The sequence below is a fragment of the Pseudomonas sp. H3_D04 genome (assembly GCF_054669175.1).
In genome coordinates this window covers 1532042-1556491 of the sequence record NZ_CP162801.1, presented here as the reverse complement: position 1 = coordinate 1556491, position 24450 = coordinate 1532042, and the positions used below count along the sequence as shown (strand labels likewise).

19 protein-coding genes and 4 tRNA genes are annotated in these 24450 nt (G+C 60.3%); 6 read left to right on the top strand and 17 right to left on the bottom strand.

What is annotated here, in order from left to right; genetic code table 11:
• Positions 1-52 precede the first annotated feature (52 nt).
• The gene (locus AB4N91_RS07360) at positions 53-805 is read left to right on the top strand and encodes a class I SAM-dependent methyltransferase (protein ID WP_010455988.1); all 753 of its coding nucleotides are present in this window, start codon (positions 53-55) and stop codon (positions 803-805) included.
• A 395-nt stretch (positions 806-1200) separates the two neighbouring features.
• On the opposite strand, the gene AB4N91_RS07355 is transcribed toward AB4N91_RS07360, so the two are convergent.
• Together AB4N91_RS07355 and AB4N91_RS07350 are read right to left on the bottom strand one after the other, a co-directional pair.
• Positions 1201-1791 carry a type VI secretion system-associated protein TagO gene (locus AB4N91_RS07355; RefSeq protein WP_010455991.1) on the bottom strand — a complete coding sequence of 197 codons (591 nt, stop codon included), beginning with the start codon at positions 1789-1791 and terminating at the stop codon, positions 1201-1203.
• Positions 1792-2097: 306 nt separating this feature from the next.
• A tRNA-Val gene (locus tag AB4N91_RS07350) sits at positions 2098-2174 on the bottom strand.
• 183 nt (positions 2175-2357) lie between these two features.
• Here AB4N91_RS07350 and AB4N91_RS07345 point away from each other — a divergent pair.
• Positions 2358-3641: an NAD(P)/FAD-dependent oxidoreductase gene (locus tag AB4N91_RS07345; RefSeq protein WP_010455992.1), complete on the top strand. Its 1284-nt coding sequence runs from the start codon at positions 2358-2360 to the stop codon at positions 3639-3641.
• A 120-nt stretch (positions 3642-3761) separates the two neighbouring features.
• Here AB4N91_RS07345 and AB4N91_RS07340 read toward each other — a convergent pair whose 3' ends face one another.
• From AB4N91_RS07340 to AB4N91_RS07320, 5 genes are all read right to left on the bottom strand, one after another.
• Positions 3762-4733, bottom strand: coding sequence for an XdhC family protein (locus tag AB4N91_RS07340; protein ID WP_102594072.1), 972 nt, complete (start codon positions 4731-4733; stop codon positions 3762-3764).
• Position 4734: 1 nt separating this feature from the next.
• Positions 4735-5970 carry a c-type cytochrome gene (locus AB4N91_RS07335; RefSeq protein WP_154912765.1) on the bottom strand — a complete coding sequence of 412 codons (1236 nt, stop codon included), beginning with the start codon at positions 5968-5970 and terminating at the stop codon, positions 4735-4737.
• A gap of 2 nt (positions 5971-5972) precedes the next feature.
• Positions 5973-6512 carry a (2Fe-2S)-binding protein gene (locus AB4N91_RS07330; RefSeq protein WP_154912766.1) on the bottom strand — a complete coding sequence of 180 codons (540 nt, stop codon included), beginning with the start codon at positions 6510-6512 and terminating at the stop codon, positions 5973-5975.
• Positions 6505-9336 (bottom strand): xanthine dehydrogenase family protein molybdopterin-binding subunit, encoded by a 2832-nt coding sequence (locus AB4N91_RS07325; RefSeq protein ID WP_154912767.1) that lies wholly within the window; start codon positions 9334-9336, stop codon positions 6505-6507. The genes AB4N91_RS07330 and AB4N91_RS07325 overlap by 8 nt, the downstream gene beginning before the upstream one ends.
• A 184-nt stretch (positions 9337-9520) precedes the next feature.
• Positions 9521-10462, bottom strand: a complete 942-nt coding sequence (locus AB4N91_RS07320) for a LysR family transcriptional regulator (protein WP_010456001.1) — start codon at positions 10460-10462, stop codon at positions 9521-9523.
• A 125-nt stretch (positions 10463-10587) separates the two neighbouring features.
• Between AB4N91_RS07320 and AB4N91_RS07315 the strand changes: the two genes are divergently transcribed.
• The 4 genes from AB4N91_RS07315 to aldA are packed head-to-tail and all read left to right on the top strand — an operon-like array spanning position 10588 to position 15353.
• A complete protein-coding gene (locus AB4N91_RS07315) occupies positions 10588-11883 on the top strand; it encodes an MFS transporter (protein WP_010456004.1) in 1296 nt (431 codons plus the stop codon).
• 16 nt (positions 11884-11899) lie between these two features.
• Entirely contained in the window at positions 11900-13084 is a 1185-nt protein-coding gene (gene rhmD, locus AB4N91_RS07310) for an L-rhamnonate dehydratase (RefSeq protein WP_154912768.1), read from the top strand.
• 14 nt (positions 13085-13098) lie between these two features.
• A complete protein-coding gene (locus tag AB4N91_RS07305; protein WP_077750337.1) occupies positions 13099-13899 on the top strand; it encodes an aldolase/citrate lyase family protein in 801 nt (266 codons plus the stop codon).
• A 20-nt stretch (positions 13900-13919) separates the two neighbouring features.
• Positions 13920-15353 (top strand): aldehyde dehydrogenase, encoded by a 1434-nt coding sequence (gene aldA / locus AB4N91_RS07300; RefSeq protein ID WP_077750336.1) that lies wholly within the window; start codon positions 13920-13922, stop codon positions 15351-15353.
• A 146-nt stretch (positions 15354-15499) separates the two neighbouring features.
• On the opposite strand, the gene AB4N91_RS07295 is transcribed toward aldA, so the two are convergent.
• The 10 genes from AB4N91_RS07295 to AB4N91_RS07250 all read right to left on the bottom strand — a co-directional run bounded on the left by AB4N91_RS07295 (position 15500) and on the right by AB4N91_RS07250 (position 24424).
• Positions 15500-17923, bottom strand: coding sequence for a TonB-dependent siderophore receptor (locus AB4N91_RS07295; protein ID WP_460112219.1), 2424 nt, complete (start codon positions 17921-17923; stop codon positions 15500-15502).
• 67 nt (positions 17924-17990) lie between these two features.
• The gene (locus tag AB4N91_RS07290; RefSeq protein ID WP_411959904.1) at positions 17991-18941 is read right to left on the bottom strand and encodes a FecR domain-containing protein; all 951 of its coding nucleotides are present in this window, start codon (positions 18939-18941) and stop codon (positions 17991-17993) included.
• Positions 18938-19447 (bottom strand): sigma-70 family RNA polymerase sigma factor, encoded by a 510-nt coding sequence (locus tag AB4N91_RS07285; protein WP_042932721.1) that lies wholly within the window; start codon positions 19445-19447, stop codon positions 18938-18940. Before AB4N91_RS07285 ends, AB4N91_RS07290 begins: the two co-directional genes overlap by 4 nt.
• Before the next feature lie 249 nt (positions 19448-19696).
• A tRNA-Asp gene (locus AB4N91_RS07280) sits at positions 19697-19773 on the bottom strand.
• 105 nt (positions 19774-19878) lie between these two features.
• A tRNA-Asp gene (locus tag AB4N91_RS07275) sits at positions 19879-19955 on the bottom strand.
• Between the two features lie 55 nt (positions 19956-20010).
• Positions 20011-20086 (bottom strand) — tRNA-Val (locus AB4N91_RS07270).
• Positions 20087-20268: 182 nt separating this feature from the next.
• Positions 20269-21042, bottom strand: coding sequence for an SDR family oxidoreductase (locus tag AB4N91_RS07265; RefSeq protein ID WP_010456018.1), 774 nt, complete (start codon positions 21040-21042; stop codon positions 20269-20271).
• Positions 21039-22250 (bottom strand): O-succinylhomoserine sulfhydrylase, encoded by a 1212-nt coding sequence (locus AB4N91_RS07260; RefSeq protein WP_010456020.1) that lies wholly within the window; start codon positions 22248-22250, stop codon positions 21039-21041. The genes AB4N91_RS07265 and AB4N91_RS07260 overlap by 4 nt, the downstream gene beginning before the upstream one ends.
• Positions 22251-22316: 66 nt before the next feature.
• The gene (purF, locus tag AB4N91_RS07255) at positions 22317-23822 is read right to left on the bottom strand and encodes an amidophosphoribosyltransferase (protein WP_010456022.1); all 1506 of its coding nucleotides are present in this window, start codon (positions 23820-23822) and stop codon (positions 22317-22319) included.
• Positions 23823-23863: 41 nt separating this feature from the next.
• Positions 23864-24424 carry a CvpA family protein gene (locus AB4N91_RS07250; RefSeq protein ID WP_010456024.1) on the bottom strand — a complete coding sequence of 187 codons (561 nt, stop codon included), beginning with the start codon at positions 24422-24424 and terminating at the stop codon, positions 23864-23866.
• Between the last annotated feature and the right edge of the window lie 26 nt (positions 24425-24450).

Sequence of the window (24450 nt, the reverse complement as noted above, 5' to 3'; positions counted from 1 at the left end):
ACTTTTGGTGTAAAAATGCAAATCCCAGCCACGAATTTAGGAATGCTCACGGATGACCTCGACACGCGCACCATTTCCCTCCGACTCCTTCAGGCTTCTCGCTGCCGAGGAAGCCAAACACTGGTGGTTCCGCGCTAGAAATCGAGTTCTTCTATGGGCTTTAAAAAACAAGATAGGCAACTTCAACAATTTTCTTGAAATAGGCTGTGGTACGGCTTTCGTTCTTGAGGGGGTTAGAAACAGCTATCCAAATGCAGACCTGTATGGATCTGAGTATTTTGAAGAAGGTTTGATCCATGCTAAAGAGCGAATTCCATCGGCGACTTTCGTTAAACTTGATGCAACTGCAATGTCAGATGAAGCTCGCTATGACGTCATTGGGGCATTCGACGTTATCGAGCATATTGAGCAAGACCAATTAGTTTTAGACAACTTGGCACGAGCCTTAAAGCAAGGTGGTTCTCTTATTATTTCAGTGCCTCAACATCGTTGGCTGTGGTCACATGTTGACGAATTCGCTTGTCACGTCCGTCGTTACACGCGAACAGAACTTATACAAAAAGTGAAAGCAGCAGGCCTTGAAGTGAAATACACCACTTCGTTCGTGAGCCTGCTTGTTCCTCTAATGTGGCTCTCTCGGGCGAAACCACAGGACGGCGAATATGATCCCATGACGGAATACAAAATCCCGCGCTGGCTCAATAAAATACTTGAACTGGTTATGAGTCTGGAATTGATCCTATTGAAGACAGGTATAAGGCTTCCTGTTGGCGGCTCTCTTCTCATGGTTGCTACGAAAAGCTAACGCAGCAGCGAAGACTTCCAAGCGGTTTAGTTGTGATTTCCTATTGTTAGTAGGTCCATTCAGATTTAAGCGACTCTTGAAATTTCAAATACCTAGAGTCGCTATCCTCTACCTCACAGTGATTGGCCCATACTGCCTGATCTTGAGGTGATCCAAACACGGCTATCACGTTCACTTTTTCGGCGCTATCGAATTGCGACGCTTTCGCCGCATTCAACGCTGAGAACGATCCACACGGGATAAAGTTTGCGGGCCACATATTTGGATGTGAGGACGACCAGGCTGTCATTCAGGAGGCAGACCTAATCAGCCAAGCAAACTTGATCGCCTGCATCGCAATGCATGGCGGAGCATGGAGACGGTAACCGTGCCCAGCGCCGCAGTGATTTCGGACATCACTTCCACTTACATGCCAGCTGCAAGGGGGCAATGGCTTGCCGCAGGCCAGAAATAGGGAAGGTCACCATTACCGGTGATTCGTTGTAGGGCGTGATACGGACAACTACCTGCTGAGCGTCGAATAGGTGCTTAACAACGGGAATAGCGTATTGACCGCCCCATTGACCAAGAGCCTTGTTGTCCGTGGAGGACGAAAAACTGTACGTCCGGGCTTTTTGATTATCAACTCGGTAGGTCACTTGTCCGTACTCCTCTGAATCAGCTAGAAAATTCCCGGCCAAGACGAAATACAACGACGTTGCCCCTTCGGCACAGCGAATATAAAGGTCAGCTGTATCGCGACCGCCGTACTGCTTCTCCACTACTTCTTTGGAGGTCGCGTGCAATACGATAGTTTTACTATCATCAATTTTTGAGACTGTCTCGCTAACTTCCCAGCTAGAAGCTTGCTCCACAGTGGAGACCGGGCGGTATTTCATGTCGTAGCATGCAAGACGTTTGCTATCTTCATTAATACCGGTGCAATCATCAGCGGCGTAACCGGTCGACCAGATTGAAGCTAGTAAGATTGACGATAGGATTCTCATTGATATCCCTTTCAAAATTTCCGATCTAGCATAGCGCCAAGATCATCCCTTACCCACTAGTGTTGCATACTTTGCGAGCCCTTCCCCGAGAGAAGCATGTGGCCGGAGCTCCCTCCCCAAGTCCTGAGACGTACTTCGCCACTAAAATGCCAACCAGCGGCGAGATGAACTGGGGTTCCGGCGTTCACATTGCCCTGTGTGAACGAACCCGATATTTTGTGAACGTCCTGAAAAAATCCAAGACAACAAAAAAAGGCCCACCTTTCGGTGAGCCCTTCTAGACCGCCCAGCAGAGCGGATTTTGTTTGGTAGGCGCGATTGGACTCGAACCAACGACCCCCACCATGTCAAGGTGGTGCTCTAACCAACTGAGCTACGTGCCTGCTGTGAGGCGGCATTCTACGGAATTTCGGAGGGGTGTCAACACCTTTTTTCGAGCTAACCCTATGAATATGCAAAATATTTAATTTAGCGGCGGTTAAGAAGATTTTCCGGTGGCTGGCGGTCGATTTTTAACTCGGGTAGGATCGAGGCACTCGTAAAATATATTAAACAGAGGCAGCCGGATGGCGAACACCCCCTACCCCGAATCCTATTACGCCGCGTCGGCCAATGCGGTTCCGCCGCGCCCGGCCTTGCAGGATGACGTAGAGACTGATGTCTGTGTGATCGGTGCCGGTTACACCGGTCTGTCCTCAGCCCTGTTTTTGCTGGAGAACGGTTTCAAGGTCACGGTGCTGGAAGCCGCCAAGGTGGGTTTTGGTGCGTCGGGCCGTAACGGTGGGCAGATCGTTAACAGTTATAGCCGTGACATCGATGTGATCGAACGCAGCGTCGGTCCCAAGCAGGCTCAGTTGCTGGGGCAAATGGCGTTTGAAGGCGGGCGGATCATTCGTGAGCGGGTCGCCAAATATAATATCCAGTGCGACTTGAAGGACGGTGGCGTGTTCGCTGCCATCACTGCCAAGCAGATGGGCCATCTGGAATCGCAGAAACGCCTGTGGGAACGTTTTGGTCATACGCAGCTTGAGTTGCTGGATCAAAAGCGCATACGTGAAGTGGTGGCCTGCGAGCAATACGTCGGCGGCATGCTCGACATGAGCGGCGGGCACATTCACCCACTCAACCTGGCGTTGGGCGAAGCGGCGGCGGTCGAGTCGCTGGGCGGTACTATTTATGAGCAGTCGCCAGCGGTCCGCATTGAGCGCGGCGCAAATCCGGTGGTGCATACGCCGCAGGGCAAGGTCAGGGCCAAGTTCATTATCGTGGCCGGCAATGCCTATCTCGGCAATCTGGTGCCGGAACTCGCGGCCAAGTCGATGCCTTGCGGCACTCAGGTCATCACCACCGAGCCTTTGGGCGATGAATTGGCCAAGCGTCTGCTGCCGCAGGATTACTGCGTCGAGGACTGCAATTACCTGCTCGATTACTACCGCCTGACCGGCGACAAGCGCCTGGTCTTCGGGGGTGGTGTTGTCTATGGCGCGCGGGATCCGGCGAACATCGAAGCGATCATCCGGCCGAAGATGCTCAAGGCGTTCCCGCAACTCAAGGACGTGAAGATTGATTACGCCTGGACCGGCAATTTCCTGCTGACCCTCTCGCGCCTTCCCCAGGTCGGGCGGATCGGCGACAACATCTACTATTCCCAGGGCTGCAGCGGCCACGGCGTCACGTACACGCACCTGGCGGGCAAGGTGCTGGCCGAAGCGCTGCGTGGCCAGGCTGAGCGTTTCGACGCGTTTGCCGATCTGCCCCACTACCCGTTCCCCGGCGGGCAATTGCTGCGCACACCGTTTGCCGCGCTGGGTGCTTGGTATTACGGGCTGCGGGACAAGTTCGGGTACTAAGAACGACTGAAATCCTTTGTAGGAGCGAGCCTGCTCGCGAAGGCGGCGAAACAGTCAACATGGATGTTGGATGTGCCGGCCTCTTCGCGAGCAGGCTCGCTCCCACAAGGGGAATGGTGTCTAAAGTCGATCCCGTGCGATGCCGCTGCGGATTCGCAGGATGTCGGCGAGTACGGCGAGGGCAATTTCCGCAGGGGTTTTACTGCCCAGATTCAGGCCGATGGGCGCATGAATCCGCGCCAGCTCTGCGTCTCCCAACCCACCAATCCTGCGCAACCGCTCGAAGCGCTTCTGCGAGGTCTGCAGGGAGCCCATCACACCGATGTAAAACGCCTCGGTGCGCACGGCTTCCATCATCGCCAAATCGTCGATGCGCGGATCGTGAGTCAAGGCCACCACCGCGGTGTCGCTGTGGCAGCCGCCATCAGCAATGAACACGGACGGCAATTGACGACGAATCTCAACGTTTTCCAGCACGACACCTTCCAGCACCTCGTCGCGCGGATCACAGAGAATCACCTCGAACCCGAGGCCAACCGCAAACTCCGCGCACGCCTGGGCGACGCTGGAATACCCCGCCAACAGCAAACGCTGAGCCGCGCCGATCCGCACGCGCACCCGATCAATCTCCCGTTCGATGCGCACGCCCTGCTCACGATCAGTGAATAGGCTGCGTGCACCGCTGGCCAGATCAATCTCGCGGATCAGCCGCCGCTGGCCCAGCAACGCCGACTCCAGCTCCCGCAGATGAGCCTGAACTTCACACCCGGATTCGAGCTTCTCCACCAGTACATCGAGCACACCACCGCAGGGCAGACTCACACGAGAATGCGGATCGTCGCCGTCGCCATAACGGACCACGCTGACCGCATCAACAAACGCGCCCTCGGCGACGCGTTCGAGAAAGTCTTCCTCGACGCAGCCGCCGGACAGCGAGCCGATCCATTGTCCGTCGGTGTTCACCGCCAGCAACGAGCCCGGCGCGCGCGGCGCCGAGCCATAGGTGGCGAGCACCGTGCACAGCCAGATGCGCTGGCCGGCCATCGACCATTCCAGCGCCCGGCGCACGACTTGCAGATCGAGATGCTGCATGTCAGTGCGCCTTGTGCTCGAGTGGCGGTGCATCGGCGCGCAACGTCTGCACGTCGCTCACGGCCAGATCACCTGTCTGACCACCCCACCCTTGACGCAGGTAGTTGAGCAGATCGGTGAGTTGCTCGTGACTGAGCTTCTCCGCGAACCCCGGCATCGGTTGCATGTGTTCGAACCCGGTGAATTTCTGCTCACCAATGCCGTCGTCGATCACCCGCACCAGGTTGCGCGGATCTTCCAGGCGCAGCGTGGTGTTGCCGCGCATGGCCACGGCGATGTGCGGCTTGCCCTCGCCGCCGACCGCGTGGCAACCGGCGCAGACGTTCAGGTAATCCTGACGACCGCGCTGGGCGCTGGCACCGAGCTTGTCCAGCGGCACGTCGGTCAGAACCTTCGCGGTCGGCGGTTGATCGCCGAGCAGGAAGGTCGCCATCGCTGCCAGGTCCGGGTCATTGAGGCCTTGGGTGCTGTTGTGAAACACCGGGAACATCTCGTTGAACATCGTGCCCTGGGCGCTCATGCCATGTTTGAGGAACGTGCTCAGGTCCTGATGACTCCAGCCGCGAGCGGCCAGGTCGTTGGCCAGCAGGCTAGGCGCCAGATAGCCGTTGAGCACGCCGCCGGTCATGCGTTTGTCCTGCTGCATCGCGCCCGGCAAGCCGCGCGGGGTGTGGCATTCGCCGCAGTGACCGAGCACATCGACCATGTACTGGCCGCGCTTGAAGGCTTCGCTTTTGCCGTCGGCCGGCGCCAGCTTCACTTCCTTGCCGTAGAGCATGTTCCAGCCCGTCAAGCCCAGGCGCACGTTGAACGGAAAGCTCAGGCTCGTGACCGGCGCTGCCCGTTCGATCGGCTCGACGGTTTTCAGGTACGCGTGAATCGCATCGGAATCTGCGCGCGGCATCAAGTGATAGGAGGTGTACGGCATCGCCGGATACAGGTTCGCGCCATCGCGACGCTTGCCCTCGGTGAGCGCGGCGAAGAATTCGTCATCGTTGTACAAACCGATGCCGTGCTCTTTGCTCGGGGTGATATTGGTGCCGTAGATCGTGCCGAACGGCGAGACGATCGGCAGCCCACCGGCATACGGCGCGCCACCCGGCGCGGTGTGGCAGGCCATGCAATCGGCGGCGCGGGCGAGATAGGCACCACGAACGACTTGATCATCCGCATGAGCCAGCAACACAGACGCAGCAAGACTCACCGCCAACGCCAGACGGGACAGTAAATGCTTCATGCTCAACCCTCCTTGACCAGGCCGAGATCGGTCAGCACGTTGCGCGTCGCGCTGTAATACCGCACGTAGCCGGTGCAGCGGCAGATATGGTGACCGAGGCTGTCCTCGATGACTTTTTCCAGCTGGCTTTTGACGATGGGCTGACGTTGCAGCTTCTCCACCAACACCGTCGCGGCATTTACAAAACCCGGTGCGCAGTAGCTGCACTGGAAGGCAAATTCATCGACGAAGCGCTGCTGGATCGGATTGAGTTCGGTGACCTGGCCCTGTTCATCGCGGGTCGCGTGGCCTTCAATGGTGCGCACTTTTTGGCCTTCGAAATAGTGCGCACCGGTGATGCAGGTGCGCACTTCTTCGCTGGTGCCGTCCGGGTTGTCGACGATCACTACGCAGGCGTGGCAGATGCCCTGGCCGCAACCCAGGCGCGAGCCGGTGAGGTTTTTGTATTCGTGCAGGTAATCGATCATCGGCAGGTCATCAGGGATGTCCACCGGGCCGACGGATTGACCGTTGAGGGTCAGTTGAAGCGGACGGTTAGCCATTGAGGGCCTCCTTGATGCGGGCAGAAGTGATAGGCAGGTCGCGGACCCGTTTGCCGATGGCATGCGCCACAGCGTTACCGATGGCGCCGACCACCGGGATCATCACCACTTCGGCGATGCCCTTGGATGGATCGCTCGGCGACAGCGGCGGCAGGATTTCGGCCGTCTGCGTCCACACCGCTACGTGGCGCGCCATCGGCAAGCGGTAGCGGTTAAAATTCCAGTCACCCTCCCCCGGCCCGCCTTCGTACAGCGGCATCTCCTCCATCAACGCATGGCCGATGCCCATGGCGATCCCGCCTTCGAGCTGGCCCTTGACCAGTTCTTCCACCAGCACCCGACCGCACTCGACCCACGAGTGGTGGTTGAGCACCTGCACTTCGGCGGAGCCCTTGTTCACTTTCAGTTCCACCAGCGTCGCCACCGGGCTGTAATACGTGACCGCCGCGTTGTTCAACTGCGTGTCCGGGTAATGCACGTTCTGGCGATCCAGCAAGTGAAAACCGGCGCTGTTCATCTGCGCCTTTTTCACGCTCGGCGCGCCATCGCCGTACTTGACCGCCAAGCCGTCCAGCGGCAGACGTTCACGCACGCCGTCGATGCTGAACTCGGCCTCGGCCCAGCTCCAGCGGTTGAAACCGTGCACGGTCGCGCCGGTCACCAGGCCTTTTTCGTGGGCGTGCCTGGCCAGTTGCTCAAAGCTCAGCGGCTGCATGCCGTTGGCGGTGAGTCGGCCGTCGACCCAATGCGCATCTTCACGGCGCACCACATACGGGTTGGCCTGGCCGCCGTAAGGGCCCTGGCCCCAGATCTGCAACGCCGCCGGCCACAAACCGTGGTTGAACAACACGCGCGCAGCTTCACGGGTGGCGTGGCTGAAGTAATAGGCGGAGTTGGTCGCCGATGAGGCCGAGGCGAGTTTGCCGACCCAGCGCGGATTGCGCAGCACAGTGTCCTGCTCGGCCTGGCTCATGAGGTACGGGTTGCCGCCGGTGATCAGCTGCAACTCTTTCCATTCGGTCTCGCCGGTCTTCACTTCAGTCGCCGGGACGCCAAGGAAATCCGCCACGACCAAGGCTTGCGAGGTGGACATGCCGGTGCCGATTTCGATACCGATGTGGCGCAGGGTGATGTGCCCATCAGCGGTGAATTCGATGCTGGCCATCGGCGCTTCGGAACCGGTGCCGAAGTCTTTCTGGCAGATGGCAAAACCGACGCCGTACCAGTTGTCCGGGTCCCGGGCTTCGCGCTGCTTTTTGATCGCATCGCGGTTTTTCCAGACTTCGTGAACAGCGGCTTTATCGAGAATTTCGTGCAGGCGCAACGCGCCTGCCGGCACCGCGCCCTGGGTGTTTTTCATGCCCGAGACCATGGCGTTTTTCTTGCGCAGATCAATGGCGTCAATGCCGAGGCGATCGGCAATCTCATCGACCATCATCTCGGTCGAGGCCATGCTTTGCAGGGTGCCGTATCCACGCATTGACCCGGCTTCAACGGCGCGGGAATGGTAGGCGGTGACCTGCAAATCGTTCTGCGGCATGTAGTAGATCGACTGCGCCGCCGTGGCGCCAACCGCCGCGACAGAGGGGCTGTAGTTGATCCGTCCACCGCCGTCGACGTTCATCTCGGCGCGGAAAATCTTGAAGCTGTGATCGGTCTTGTCGACCGCCAGTTGGTAGCGGATATCGAACGGGTGACGCTTGATGCCGCTCTGGAACTGCTCGTAGCGATCGTTGGCCAGACGCACCGGCACACCGGCGCCGTACAACGCCGCAAGCGCCGCGTAGTACACGAAAATGTTGTGATCTTTGGAGCCATAACCGACGGTGTAGCCCGGGTGCATGTTCAGGTTGGCCAGGCCGAAACGCGACGGTGCGATCATCTTCGCGGTTTCGGTCGCGGTCTCCAGCGGGCACTGGGTGGCGACGACAAAATGCAGGGTTTTGGTCGCCGGGTCGTACCAGCCGTTGCCGTTGTCTGGCTCCATCGCGGCCGGTTCGATTGACGGGGTTTTGTAGCGCTCGTCGAACACCAGCCAGTTGTCTGGCGGCGTGTCGATTTGCTGCTTCATGCGCTCGGCGTAGAACAAGCCGCGCTCGGTCAGGTTGCCGTGCAGGTTCGGTTGGGAATTCCACACCGGACGACGGTTGCGCAGCATCGGGAACAGGATCGAATCCTTCAGGCTGGCGAATTCGTCTTCATCCGCCGAGGTCGCCCCACCGACGCGCACGTAGCGGAAACTGCCGTAGGGATCGCCTTCGTAGAACGGCACTTTGTCGCCGTAACGAATCGCTTTGTCATTGAATTTGAGTTTGGCCTTGGCCTGGCGGAAGCGTTCGAAGTCGTTCCAGATCAGGATCGCCACGGGATGGCCGATGAACATCGGCACCTTGCCCTCCGGCAGCAGCGGATCCGGCGCGTGCTCTTCCGGGAAGGCGATGCCGTCCTTGTCCAGGTCGGCGGCGGTGACGATGCGGTCCGGCTGCAAGTCGGCGCCGAGCCACGTCAGGTCGTAACCGGCATAAATGCGATCGGCCTTGGTGGTCTTCAGCAGCATGGCGTGGCCTTGTTGCTGCGGCCAGCCCGGCATGTCCTTGGCGCGGATGTCGCGGGCAAACACTTTGCTGCCGCAGACCTTGGACAAGGCATCGTTACGCGAGCGCGCCTTGCCGTTGTTGCCGAGCCATTGCTCGGAAGGCACGGTCACGCTGTTTTCCATCAAGGCCGCCAGCGCCTGACTGCTGAGCGGCGTGAGCGTCACGCTCACACCCGCCACCAGCCCGCCCTGAAGGAACGAGCGCCGGGATATTTCACGGTTGGACATGGATCATCCTCTGGGCGGTTATGGGTCCGCCCTTCTGGTTATGTTCTGGGGATCTCGAGTCTTGCAGAAGCCCTTTTTGACGAGGCAAAGGGCTGTGTTGACAGTGCAAAGCTGACCGAAAGGTTAACTTTATAGGTATATCGGCTTGTAGAAAACAACTGGCAACAAAAATCTGACCAAAGAATCAGAAAACCGCCGCTTTCCGGCGAAGCAAATCGATGAACAAACCCAACTCCCGGCTGATGTGTTCACCCTTGCGCAGCAACAATCCGAACGGTGCCAGTTGCACATCCAGCTCCACCGGCAGCGCCACCACCAGACCCATTTTCAGGTAGTCGCGCAACGCGGTTTCCGAGAGCACCATGATGGCGTCGGTCAGTTGAATCAGTTGCTGCATCGAGTACACCGAGCTGCATTCGATGATGTCGGCGGGTGTCGGCAAGGCCAGGCGCTGCAAGGCCTGATCCAGCCCGATGCGCGCCGGGCTGGTTTCCGGCTGCAGGATCCACGGCCAGCCGCTGACCAGTTCCGAGAGTTCGAGCGTTTCCCGTTGCACCAAGGGATGACCGGCGTGAACGACAACCAGCAACCGTTCGTTGCCCAGTTGTTCGAACTCGTAATGTTCGCTGTCGGTGGCAGCGTTGCGACGGGCAATGGCGAGGTCGATGCGGCCCTGCTCCAGCAACTGGATCACCTGATCGCTGGTGTCGCCCATGATGCGAATGCGCAATTGCGGATTGAGCGCCTTGATTTCGGCAATCGAATCCATCACCAGGTCCGGTGCGGCGCCCATGATGGTGCCGATGGACAGATAACCGTAACCGCCCTGCTGCCGCGCGATCAGGTCTTCGGCGCAGCGGTCGAGGCCGCTGAGGGCGGATTCGGCGAAACGAATCAACTCGCTGCCCAGCGCTGTTGGCCGCATTCCGCGCGGCAGGCGCTCGAACAGATCGCAGCCGAACATGTCTTCAATCTCATGCAGCATCCGGGTCGCCGCCGGTTGCGACATGTTCAGGCTTTGCGAGGCGCGGTGCAGGTTCTGGCTGCTGCTGAGCGTCACCAGCATGTGCAAATGCTTGTAGCGCAGGCGGTTGAGCAGGCTGCGGGAGATGATCGGCGTGGTCATGGCGGGCCTTTGTTATCGATACCCTCAAGGTATCAGTTGTGAGCTAGATTCGATTTGTAACGCATCGATCCGCGGCCGTACAGTCTTTCCCATAAGAACAAATGCCCTACCAAAGGAAAACTGCGATGAAGACTCTACCTGCGCCTCTGCTCGCCAAAATTTCCTGGCGGCTACTCCCCTTCCTGCTACTGATGTACATCATGGCCTTCCTCGACCGCGCCAACGTCGGGTTCGCCAAGCAAGCCTTTCAAGCCGACACCAATATCAGCGACGCTGCCTTCGCCTTCGGCGCCGGGGTGTTTTTCGTGGGTTACGCGCTGCTTGAAGTGCCGAGCAATCTGATCCTGCACCGTGTCGGCGCCCGCCTGTGGATGTGCCGGATCATGGTGACCTGGGGCCTGGTCTCCGCCGCCATGGTCTTTGCTCACACCGAAACCAGTTTCTACGTCCTGCGCTTCTTGCTGGGCGTGGCCGAGGCCGGCTTCTTCCCCGGCGTGATCCTTTACCTCACCTACTGGTTCCCCAGCGCCGCGCGCGGCAAAGCCATGGGCTTTTTCTACTTCGGTGCACCGCTGGCGTTCATCTTTGGCAGTCCGTTGTCTGGCTTGCTGCTGGAGCTGGACGGATTTGCCGGCGTCCACGGCTGGCAATGGCTGTTCGCGGTTGAAGGCTTGATGGCCACGGCGGTGGGCGTCTGGGCCTATTGGTATCTGGACAATCGCCCGGCCGACGCGAAGTGGCTGACGGTTGAAGAACGCCAGCAAGTGCAAGGCATCCTGGATCAAGAAGACAGCCACAAACAGAATCATGGCCGCAGCCTGCTCAATGTTCTGTGCCAACCCTCAGTTCTGTACTTGTGCCTGATTTATCTGCTGATTCAGGCCAGCGTCTACGGCGTGGTGTTCTATCTGCCGACCCAGGTCGGCGGGCTGCTGGGCACCAAGGTCGGGCTGATGGTCGGACTGGTCACGGCGATCCCATGGATCTGCGCGATAGTCGCGGCGTACCTGATCCCCGGCTACAGCGACCGCACCGGCGAACGTCGCCGCACCGCCTGCCTGACGTTGCTGATGTCCGCGGCTGGAATCGCCTGCTCGGTGACCTTCGCCAGCCCGTTCCTCGGCATCGTCGCCCTGTGTTTCGCCGCTTCGGGTTTCATCGCGGTGCAACCGGTGTTCTGGACCTTCCCTTCCAGCTACCTCGCCGGCAGCGCCGCTGCAGCCGGGATTGCCCTGATCAACTCGTTCGGCGCCCTCGGCGGCTTCATCGCCCCGGTCCTGAAGAACTGGGCCGAAGGCGCCTTCCATTCACCGGCCGCAGGCTTGTACGTGCTGGCCGGCACCACCGTCATCGCCGCGTTGCTGGTCCTGGGCATCCGTTCACCCGTCCACAAGCCTTCCAACACACCGGCCACCGTTTAACCTGAGGAGTCACACCATGGGCATTCCAACCATCAAACACGTCCGCGCCTTCACGTTGAGAGGCGGCGGCGCGGATTATCACGATCAGGCGGACGGTCACTGGATCGACGATCACATTGCCACGCCGATGAGCAAATACCCCGAGTATCGCCAGAGCCGCCGCACCTTCGGCATCAACGTACTCGGCACGCTGGTGGTCGAGATCGAAGCCAGCGACGGCACGATCGGTTTCGCCGTCACCACCGGTGGCGAGCCTGCCGCGTACATTGTCGAAAAACACTTGGCGCGTTTCCTCGAAGGCGCACGGGTCACCGACATCGAAAAAATCTGGGACCAGATGTACCAATCGACCCTGTATTACGGTCGCAAAGGCATCGTCATCAACACGATCTCCGGGGTTGATCTGGCGTTGTGGGACTTGCTCGGCAAGATACGCAAAGAGCCGGTGCATCAGTTGCTCGGCGGTGCGGTGCGCGACGAATTGCAGTTCTACGCCACCGGCGCCCGTCCGGACCTGGCGCAGAAAATGGGCTTCATTGGCGGCAAGATGCCGTTGCACCACGGCCCGGCCGAAGGCGAGGATGGCCTGCGCAAGAACCTCGAAGAACTGGCGACCATGCGCGAGCGGGTGGGCCCGGACTTCTGGCTGATGCTCGATTGCTGGATGAGCCTGGACCTCAACTACGCCACCAAGCTGGCGGTCGGCGCCCACGAGTACGGCTTGAAGTGGATCGAAGAGGCTCTGCCGCCGGACGATTACTGGGGCTACGCGGCCCTGCGCAACAACGTGCCCAAAGGCATGCTGGTGACCACCGGCGAACACGAAGCCACCCGCTGGGGTTTCCGCATGCTCCTGGAAATGGGCTGCTGCGACATCATCCAGCCGGACGTCGGCTGGTGCGGCGGGATCACCGAACTGGTGAAGATTTCCGCCCTGGCCGATGCCCACAACGCGCTGGTGATTCCTCACGGCTCTTCGGTTTACAGCTACCACTTCGTCGCCACCCGGCATAACAGCCCGTTCGCCGAGTTTCTGATGATGGCGCCGAAGGCTGACGAAGTGGTGCCGATGTTCCACCCGCAATTGCTCGGCGAACCGGTTCCGGTGAACGGCCGCATGCGCCTCTCGGCACTCGACCAGCCAGGTTTCGGCGTGACCCTGAACCCGGAATGCCAACTGCATCGGCCGTACAACCGCTGAGAAAGGACCCCGCTATGAACATGCCTCACAACGCTTTCAAGGCCGCGCTGAAAAATCCGGCGACCCAGTACGGAATCTGGGCCGGTTTCGCCACCGGCTACGCCGCCGAAATCGTCGCCACCACCGGTTACGACTGGATGCTGATCGACGGTGAACACGCGCCGAACACCGTGCCCGGCGTACTCGCGCAATTGCAGGCGGTGGCGCCCTACTCCACGGCGCCCGTGGTGCGTGCGGTGACGGGCGATGCCAACCTGATCAAGCAACTGCTGGATATCGGTGCGCAGACGCTGATGATTCCGATGGTCGAAACCGCCGAGCAAGCGGCCGCCCTGGTGCGCGCCATGCGTTACCCGCCCCACGGTGTTCGCGGCGTCGGCGGCGGTTTGACTCGCGCCACGCGCTGGGACGGCGTGCCGGATTATTTGAACACCGCCCATGAGCAGTTGTGCCTGATCGTTCAGGTGGAATCGCGGATTGGCGTGGAAAACGTCGAAGCGATCGCCGCCGTCGAAGGCGTCGACGCGGTGTTTATCGGCCCGGCGGATTTGTCCATCGGCCTCGGCCATGCAGGCAACCCTGGCCATCCTGACGTTCAGGAACGCATCCAGCACGCAGTGAAAGCAACGCTCGCAGCCGGCAAGGCTTGCGGCATCCTCGCGCCGAACGAAGAAGACGCGCGCCGCTATCAAAGCTGGGGGTGTCAGTTCATTGCCGTGGCCATCGACATCAGCCTGCTGCGCCAAAGCGCCACGGCCACCCTCGCCCGTTACCGCGCACCGGCCACCGAACACGCGCCGTCGCGCACTTACTGATCAGCCAAGGAGTCGCCCCAATGTCGTCCGTGCCCGTGTACGAAAACTTCATCAACGGCCAGTTCGTGGCCAGCACTGCCCATCTCGATGTGATCAACCCGGCCACGGGTGTCGTGCTGTCGAAAGTCCCGGCCTCGACGGCCGAAGACGTCGACCACGCCCTTGCCGCCGCGCGCGCCGCGCAAAAAGATTGGTCGCGCAAACCGGCCATCGAACGCGCCGGGCATCTACGCCGGATCGCGGCCAAGCTGCGGAAAAACGTCGCCCACCTGGCCCGCACCATCACCCTCGAACAAGGCAAGGTCAGCGGCCTGGCGGAAGTGGAAGTCAATTTCACCGCCGACTACCTCGACTACATGGCCGAGTGGGCCCGGCGCATCGAAGGCGAAATCATCACCAGCGACCGGCAGAACGAAAACATCTTTCTGTTTCGCAAACCACTGGGCGTGGTCGCCGGGATTCTGCCGTGGAATTTCCCGTTTTTCCTGATCGCCCGCAAGATGGCGCCGGCCCTGCTGACCGGCAATACCATCGTGATCAAACCCAGTGAAGAAACCCCGAACAACTGCTTCGAATTCGCCCGGCTGGTGGCCGAAACCGATCTGCCGGCGGGCGTGTTCAACGTGGTTTGCGGCGATGGTCGAGTGGGCGCGGCGCTCAGTGCGCACAAGGGCGTGGACATGATCAGCTTCACCGGCAGCGTCGACACCGGTTCGCGAATCATGGCCGCCGCCGCGCCGAACATCACCAAACTCAACCTGGAACTGGGCGGCAAGGCGCCGGCCATTGTGCTGGCGGATGCCGACCTTGATCTGGCAGTAAAAGCCATTCGCGATTCGCGGATCATCAACAGCGGTCAGGTGTGCAATTGCGCCGAGCGGGTGTACGTCGAACGCAAGGTCGCCGACTCGTTTATCGAACGCATCGCAGCGGCGATGAGCGCCACCCGTTATGGCGATCCGATTGCCCGGCCAGAGGTGGAAATGGGCCCGCTGATCAACCGTCAGGGCCTGGACAGCGTCAACCGCAAAGTGCGCACGGCCTTGAGCCAGGGCGCGAGTCTGATCAGCGGTGGGCAGATTGCCGATTTGCCGAACGGCTTTCACTTCCAGCCCACGGTATTGGCCGGGTGCAGCGCCGACATGGAGATCATGCGCGAAGAGATTTTCGGCCCGGTGCTGCCGATCCAGATTATCGACGACCTCGACGAAGCCATCGCCCTGGCCAACGACTGCGACTATGGCCTGACTTCGTCGATCTACACCCGCGACCTCAGTAAAACCATGCACGCAATGCGCGAGCTGGATTTTGGTGAGACTTACGTCAACCGCGAGAACTTCGAGGCCATGCAGGGCTTCCATGCCGGGGTGCGTAAATCCGGGATTGGCGGCGCGGATGGCAAGCATGGGCTTTACGAGTACACCCATACGCATGCGGTGTATTTGCAGGGCTGAGTCTTGCGGCGTTGCTGATGCCGCTATCGCGAGCAGGCTCGCTCCCACAGGGAATTGGTGTTGTTGATTAAATCTATGCAACAACACAAAACCAGTGTGGGAGCGAGCCTGCTCGCGATGGCGTCGGGTCAGTCAACGCGATGCCGTCAGAAGTCGACGGTCGCCGAAAGCAGATAGGTCCGCGGTGTCGACAGCGTCAACCCTGGCTCACTGTCATCCGACGCCCCGGCCGAACTCCAGTAGCGCTTGTCGGCCACGTTCTCGATGTTGGCGCGCAATGTGATGTTCTTTTCCTCGACCTTGAACGCGTAGCGTGCGCCCACGTCGAAACGCTCCCACGAGTCGATCTCCTTGTTGTTGGACTGGTCCAGATACTGCGAACTGGAATAGATGCCCCGGCTGGTGAGGGTCAGGCCCTGCACGGTCGGCACGTCCCACTCGGCGCCCAGGTTGACGTTGTATTTCGGAGTGGCCGGCGCCCGGTTGCCGTCGAAGGTGCCATTGGCGGTGTTGGTCAACTCGCTGTCGATATACATGACGCCGCCGAGCAGGCGGAAACCCTCGAGCGGCTCACCGAACACACTCAGTTCCACACCCGTGTTTTCACGCTTGCCGTTCGGGCCGAAAACCCGCGTGGTGGCGTTGGTCTCATAGGCCGGCTGCTTGATCCGGAACACCGCAGCGGTCATGGCAAACGCGCCGGCGTCATACTTGGCGCCGACCTCGACCTGGCGGCTGATGAATGGCGGGAAAATCTCGTCTTCGTTGATCGAGGTCGACGGCGCGATCTTGCCTTGGCTCAGGCCTTCCATGTAGTTCGCGTACAGCGACAGCTTATCGGTGGCCTTGAACAGGATGCCGCCCGACGGCGAAACCTTTTCCTCGTCGTAGGCGGTGTCGCCTTTGACGTTATCCGACCAGTCGTCGACCTTCACCCGCTGCCAGCGGGCGCCCAGGGTCAGCAGCAGCCGGTCATCGAAGAATCCCAGGGTGTCGGACAAGGCCACGCCGCTGAAGCGGTTCTCGGTATAGACCTTCGGATCCTGGCGCGTCGGCCTGACCGGCGTCGGCGTTTCCACAGGGTTGTAGAGGTTGCTGGGGGCCGCCGCGTAACGTGCGCCGCCATTTTCGAAGTCCATGTAGAAATAACTGGCCGCCAGGTTCACCTCATGGCTCACCGGGCCGGTATGAAACCAGTTGCGCACCCCAGCCGTGGCCGTCCGGACGTTTTCGTCGCGGGTGAAATCACGGGGTTGAACGCTGAAATCGCCCTTGTCGTTGGTGACCGCGACGGCATGCCGGAGAAAATCATGATTGCTTTTGCGCGCGCCCACACCGCCGTAGAGCATGACGGAATCGTTGACGTCGAATTCGGCGTTCACCGTGCCGAAAGTGTCGTTGGTACTCGCCTTGCTCCAGGGTTGCGCATAGTTGTGACGCACATCGCTGGCATGTGGAACCTGCGCGTTGGCGTTGACCTGCACCCGCTCCTGCGGCGCGTCGGTATCACGCTCGGTACGGCCGACGTCCGTCGAGAGACGCAGGCGTTCACCGCGAAAATCCAGGCCCAGCACGGCCATCTCGCGGTCGACATTCTGCTGATCCCATTCGGTGTCACCGGACTGCTTCACGCCATTGAAACGAATGCCGAACTTGTTGTCTTCACCAAAGCGCCGGCCAACATCCACTGCGCCGCCGACCTGGCTGTCGGAAGCGTACATACCGGTAAACGAAGTAATGGGCTTGTCGGTGGCGCGCTTGGCCACCACGTTGATCCCGCCACCCACGCTGCCCCGCGGCGAGATGCCGTTGATCAGTTGGCTCGGACCTTTGATCACATCGACACGATCGGCCATCTCCATATCAATCGTATAAGTCGGCAACACGCCGTAGAGACCGTTGTAGGCGACATCACTGTTGAACAGACTCAACCCTCGAATGGTGAACTGCTCATAGCGCCCACCCGCCGGGTTCGTGGCACGAACCGATGGATCGTTGGCGATCAGGTCGCCCAAGGTCCGCGCCTGCTGGTTCTTGACCACCTCGCTGGTGTAGGTGGTCATGCTGAACGGCGTTTCCATGAAATCTTTGGAGCCCAGCAAGCCTTGCGAACCGCGACGCGCAACCTGGCCGCCGGCATACGGATCACCGTCCACCGGGTCGATGGAACCGAGAATCGAGGTGGCGCCGAGTTGCAGACCACTGCCTTCGGGCGCCGGGGTCAGGATGTAGGCCTGCTCGCCCACCGGTTGCAGTTGCAGACCGGAACCCTGCAACAGCCGCGCAAAGCCCTCCTCCACGGCGAACTCGCCGGACAGACCGGGGCTGTTGCGACCGCTCACCAGCGCCGGGTCCACAGACAGATTGACCCCGGCCAGACCCGCGAAACGGGTCAGCGCTGCACCAAGGCTGCCTGCCGGCACCTGATAACTGCGTCGAGGCGCGTCTTCGGCCCAACCGGCGGTGATAAACAACGGACAGGCACTGAGGCTCAGCAACAGGCTCAAGTGTATTAACGGGCGCAGGCGGGATGAAGCCAAACGCGGACTCGACGGGAACACTGCGGGCATTGAAGAAGCTCTCTTGATTCGTTCACTTGCCTTGAATGACAAGCGACGCGAAAAAAGGGGACACCCTTCAAACACTATTTTTGCGCGGCAGCAGCGTGACCCAATAACGCGTACGCGAATGCACCTCCAGCGGCAAGCTGGCCGCTAACAGCGTGAGGATACGATCGGTGTCTTCCAGGCGAAAACTGCCGGTGACACGCAGGGATTCCAGTTCCGGCTCCCAGCGCAGCACACCCGGGCGATAGGTGCTGAGTTCACGCAGGAAATCACCCAGGGGCTGGTTCTGTGCCATCAACACACCGTCTCGCCAGCCTGGAGCAAGCACGTCGAAGGGCTCCACGGCGCCGGCACCTGCCGCCTGAAGGCTGACTTGCTGGCCTGCGCGCAATGAAAAGACCGGTCCGCGCAAAGGCTCCAACTGCACCGCGCCGTTGAGCACCGACACCCGGCAACCCGTCGGCCACTGGCGGACACACACTTCGCTCTGACTGACGACTACCTGGCCGAAGTGAGTCTGGATCGTCAGCGGCGACGAACCGGGGACTTTCAGGGCTATTTCGCCCTCCACGAGCTTCAGTAGCCGAGTGTTCAGATCGATATCGACGGCGCTCGCGGTGTTCAATTGCAGCGAGCTGCCATCGGCCAACCGGACTTTCTTGCCCTCGCCGGTCGCCGTGCGCAGGTCGGCGCCCCAGACATCCAAAGGCAACTGCCGACTGATCAGCCAGGCAGTCGGCACCAACGCCACCGCTCCCACGGCGCGCTTGAGCACCGCACGCCGGCTCGGCTGCGGCCTATCCAGACTGGCCATCGCCAATGCTGACGGCAGGTCGCTAAAACGTTGACGCAAGCGTTGCGCTCTCTGCCAGGCTTGTTCGTGACTGGAATGGCTGTCGCGCCAGGTCTGCAACTCGGCACGGTCCTGCTCATTGGCAGTGCCCGATTCCATCAGCGCCAGCCACTGCGCGGCAGCCCGCATGACTTGGCGGGCGTCGGCCGAAGGGGCTGAACCGATCACAGGTCCACCAGCAGGCAGTGCTCGTAGGCTTGGGCCATGTAGCGCTTGATCGTGCGTTCGGAGACTTGCAGGCGCTCGGCGATTTGCTGGTAACCCAGGCCTTCCAGTTGGCTCCAGAGAAATGCCCGTCGTACCGGGGTCGGCAATCCATCGAGCAATTCGTCGAGGGCTTGCAGGGTTTCCAGCAGAATCCAGCGCTGCTCGGGGGATGGCACGCAGTCTTCAGGCAGCAGCGCCAGGGCGTTGAGGTAAGCCTGTTCGAGGCTGCGGCGCTTGTAGAAGTTGGTCAGCAGCCGTTTGCCCACGGTCGCCAGGTAGGCGCGGGGCTCTTGCAGGTCAGCAATGTGCTGGGAGCTGGCGAGCACACGCACGAACGTATCCTGGCTCAGGTCCGCCGCATCATGACCATTGCTCATGCGCCGCCTCAACCAGTTTTCGAGCCAGCCGCGATGGTCGCGGTACAAGTCATGGAAGGTTTGCTCCTCCGGCATCGCTGCATCGCTCATTTCAAGAAGCCCTGTGCCAAGGAGTTATCGTAAATGAGAGTGATTCTAATTAATGTCAGGCGTGCGAAGGAAGCCCTTTATGCATCGACTGAGCAGAAAGGTTCATTGGGGAGGGTATGGATGAGAGAAAAGCCAAATCGCAGACACAAAAAACCCCGGTCTTTCGACCAGGGTCTTTGCTATCGACTCGAAGATTGCCAGCGGCTTTCTTCGTAGCTCCAAGGCGTTCAGCGGGCCTTGAGGCAGATATGGCGCAGCGGACGGGACTCGAACCCGCGACCCCCGGCGTGACAGGCCGGTATTCTAACCGACTGAACTACCGCTGCGTATCGCTTTGAGCTGACGCTCAATTAACTCGTCTGACTGAAAGCTCCGAGACTTTTCAATCTCTCTTTCAATCTCGAATCAGGTCAAGCCTGACTCGGAAAATATGGCGCAGCGGACGGGACTCGAACCCGCGACCCCCGGCGTGACAGGCCGGTATTCTAACCGACTGAACTACCGCTGCGCGTCGGTGGAGGCTTTTAACAGCTTCCATCTTGCTCTCGCAAGACTCTCGGATTTGGTGGGTGATGACGGGATCGAACCGCCGACATTCTGCTTGTAAGGCAGACGCTCTCCCAGCTGAGCTAATCACCCGTTTGCATCTCCGAGGCCGCGAAATTTACGCAGGTAGCGAACCTAAGTCAATAGCAGGATTGAAGTTTTTTCAAAACAGCTCCAAGTACAAGCTTCAAGCGGCAAGTAAAAGCAGGATCGCGTATTCAGGGCTTGCACGGGCTCGCATTTACTTGCCGCTTGTAGCTTGAGACTTGCAGCTTCTACTTGTAGACCATCTTCTTGGTCATGCCGCCATCGACCACAAATTCCTGGCCCGTGACGAACCCGGCATTCTTCGACAACAGCCACGCCACCATCGCCGCGACGTCTTCGACAGTCCCGACCCTGCCCGCCGGATGCTGGGCATGGTCGGCATCGGTCAGGGGGGCTGCACGTCGTGCCGCCGGGTCTCGCGCGTCGATCCAGCCAGGGCTGACCGCGTTGACGCGTATTTCCGGCCCAAGGCTGATGGCCAACGCGTGAGTCAGGGCCAGCAGGCCGCCCTTGCTCGCCGCGTAAGCCTCTGTATCAGGCTCTGATTGCCCGGCACGGGTCGAGGCCAGGTTGACGATCGCACCGCTGTGAGCGCGCAGATACGGCGCACAGTGTTTGGCTAACAGCATTGGCCCACTGAGATTGACCGCCAGCACCCGGTTCCAGTAAGCAAGATCGAGGCTTTCCAGCGTGATGTTGTGCGGGTCGGCCACCGCCGCGTTGCACACCAGCGCATCCAGACGCCCGAATTGACCCAGCACCTCGGCAACGCCCAGCGCCACTTGCCCCTCGTTCGAGACGTCCATGGCGACGAACCAGGCGTTTGCGCCCAGCACTTTTGTCACCTTGGAACCACGCTCTCGATCAAGATCGGTCAGCACCACCTGCCAGCCTTCGCTGATCAGCCAGGCCGCGATCCCCAACCCGATGCCGCGTGCAGCACCGGTGACCAGTGCAACGCGGCCATGGGTGCCGGTACCCGGCGTCGCCAACTCGATCACAAGGCCGCCAACCCGCGCGCCAGATCGGCTTGCAGGTCTGCCACGTCTTCCAGACCGACCGCGATGCGGATCAGGCTGTCACGAATGCCCGCCGCTTCACGCTCTTGCGGCGCCAGACGGCCGTGGGAGGTGGTGCTCGGGTGCGTGATCGTGGTTTTGCTGTCACCCAGATTGGCGGTGATCGAAATCAGGCGGGTCGCATCGATAAAGCGCCAGGCGCCCTCTTTGCCGCCCTTGACCTCGAAACTCACCACGGCGCCGAAACCTTTCTGCTGGCGCAGCGCCAGTTCGTGCTGCGGATGGCTCTTGAGGCCAGCGTAATGGACTTTCTCGATGCCGTCCTGCTGCTCCAGCCACTCGGCCAGTTGCTGGGCGTTGGCGCAATGCGCCTTCATGCGCAGGCTCAGGGTTTCCAGCCCCTTGAGGAAGATCCAGGCGTTAAACGGGCTCAGGGTCGGCCCGGCGGTGCGCAGGAAACCCACCACTTCTTTCATCTGCTCGCTGCGACCGGCGACAACGCCGCCCATGCAACGGCCCTGGCCGTCGATGAACTTGGTCGCCGAGTGCACGACGATGTCCGCGCCCATCTTCAGCGGTTGTTGCAACGCGGGGGTGCAGAAGCAGTTGTCGACCACCAGCATTGCGCCTTTGGCATGAGCGATTTTCGCCAGCTCGGCAATGTCTACCAGCTCTGCCAATGGATTGGACGGCGACTCGACGAACAGCAATTTGGTGTTGGCCTTGATGGCTGCGTCCCAACCGGACAGGTCCGCCAAAGGCACGTAGTCGACTTCGATGCCGAAGCGCTTGAAGTACTTTTCGAAGAGACTGATGGTCGAGCCGAACACGCTGCGCGACACCAGCACGTGATCACCAGCGCTGCACAGGCTCATGACCACCGCCATGATCGCTGCCATGCCGGTGGCCGTGGCGACCGCTTGCTCGGCGCTTTCCAGCGCGGCAATGCGCTCTTCGAACGCGCGAACGGTCGGGTTGGTATAGCGCGAGTAAACGTTGCCCGGCACTTCACCGGCAAAGCGCGCCGCCGCATCGGCAGCGGTACGGAATACGTAGCTTGAAGTGAAGAACATCGGATCACCGTGTTCGCCTTCCGGCGTGCGGTGCTGACCGGCGCGTACGGCCAGGGTATCGAACGCTACGCCTTCGAGGTCGCTGTCCAGCCGACCGGCATCCCAATCCTGACTCATGCTGTCACTCCTTGCCTTGTTCTTTATAAGTAGATACAAAACCGGCCCCTCAGGGCCGGTAGTTACTCAGTTGTTGTACAGATCAATGATCGCGCTGACGGCCTGCGTCTTGACCTTGGAGGCATCGTTACGTGCCTGCTCGATCTTGTTCAGGTAAGCCTCGTCGACGTCACCGGTGACGTACTGGCCGTCGAACACCGCACAATCGAACTTCTCGATCTTGATCTTGCCGCCACCGACCGCTTCGATCAAGTCAGGCAAGTCCTGATAGATCAGCCAGTCGGCGCCGATCAGGTCGGCAACGTCCTGGGTCGAACGATTGTGGGCGATCAGCTCGTGAGCGCTCGGCATGTCGATACCGTAGACGTTCGGGTAGCGAACGGCCGGTGCTGCGGAGCAGAAGTAGACGTTTTTCGCGCCGGCTTCACGGGCCATCTGGATGATCTGCTTGCACGTGGTGCCACGAACGATCGAGTCGTCCACCAGCATCACGTTCTTGCCGCGGAATTCCAGTTCGATGGCGTTGAGCTTCTGGCGTACGGATTTTTTCCGTGCGGCCTGGCCCGGCATGATGAAGGTCCGGCCGATGTAGCGGTTTTTCACGAAGCCTTCGCGGAACTTGACGCCCAGGTGGTTCGCCAGCTCCAGGGCCGCAGTGCGGCTGGTGTCCGGGATCGGGATGACCACGTCGATGTCGTGTTCAGGACGTTCGCGCAGGATCTTCTCGGCGAGCTTCTCGCCCATGCGCAGACGGGCCTTGTACACCGACACGCCGTCGATAATCGAGTCCGGACGCGCCAGGTAGACGTGTTCGAAGATGCACGGGGTCAGGGACGGGTTGGTCGCGCACTGACGGGTGTGCAGCTTGCCATCTTCAGTGATGTAGACCGCTTCGCCTGGTGCCAGGTCGCGAATAAGGGTGAAGCCGAGCACGTCCAGGGAGACGCTTTCGGAGGCGATCATGTACTCGACGCCTTCGTCGGTGTGACGCTGACCGAAGACGATCGGGCGGATGCCGTGCGGGTCGCGGAAACCGACGATGCCGTAACCGGTCACCATTGCCACGACCGCATAACCACCGACGCAACGGTTATGCACGTCGGTTACAGCGGCGAATACGTCTTCTTCGGTAGGCTGCAACTTGCCGCGCTGGGCCAGTTCGTGCGCGAACACGTTGAGCAGCACTTCCGAATCGGAGTTGGTGTTGACGTGGCGCAGGTCAGATTCGTAAATCTCCTTGGCCAGCTGTTCAACGTTGGTCAGGTTACCGTTGTGCGCCAGGGTGATGCCGTAAGGCGAGTTGACGTAAAACGGTTGAGCTTCGGCCGAGGTCGAGCTGCCCGCGGTCGGGTAACGCACATGGCCAATGCCCATGTGACCGACCAGGCGCTGCATGTGACGCTGATGGAACACGTCACGCACCAGGCCATTGTCCTTGCGCAGGAATAACCGGCCATCATGGCTGGTCACGATACCGGCAGCGTCCTGGCCGCGGTGCTGGAGGACGGTTAGCGCGTCATACAGCGCCTGATTGACGTTCGACTTACCGACGATACCGACGATGCCACACATGCGACGCAACCCCTACTTAATGGATCTGAACTGAACACAACTCACTGAGGCGTTTTGGCCGTCGGCAAGAGGTGCTCCTTGAACGGTATCTCAGCGGGTACGCTGATACCGCTGGCAAGCCACTGACTGCTCCACCCGAGGATCAGGTTTTTGGACCAGTCTGCGACCAATAGAAATTTTGGCACGAGCTGTGATTGTTGCCACCACCCGTCCTGCTGTACCGGCCCCAGGCTCAACAGCCCGACCGCCACGACCACCAGCAACACGCCACGCGCGGCGCCGAAGGCCATGCCGAGGAATCGATCGGTCCCGGATAGCCCGGTGACGCGTACCAACTCGCCGATAAGATAATTGATCATTGCGCCTACGATTAACGTGGCGATAAACATGATGGCGCAGCCCGTGATCACACGAGCTGATGGCGTTTCGATGTATCCGGCGAGGTGCTCGGACAATGCACCACCGAACATCCAGGCGACGACTCCTGCGATGATCCAGGTCACCAGCGATAATGCTTCTTTGACGAAGCCGCGGCTCAGACTGATCAATGCGGAGATGGCGACGATTGCAACGATCGCCCAGTCAACCCAGGTAAATGGCACAGTGCAGCCTACAGACGGATAAGGCG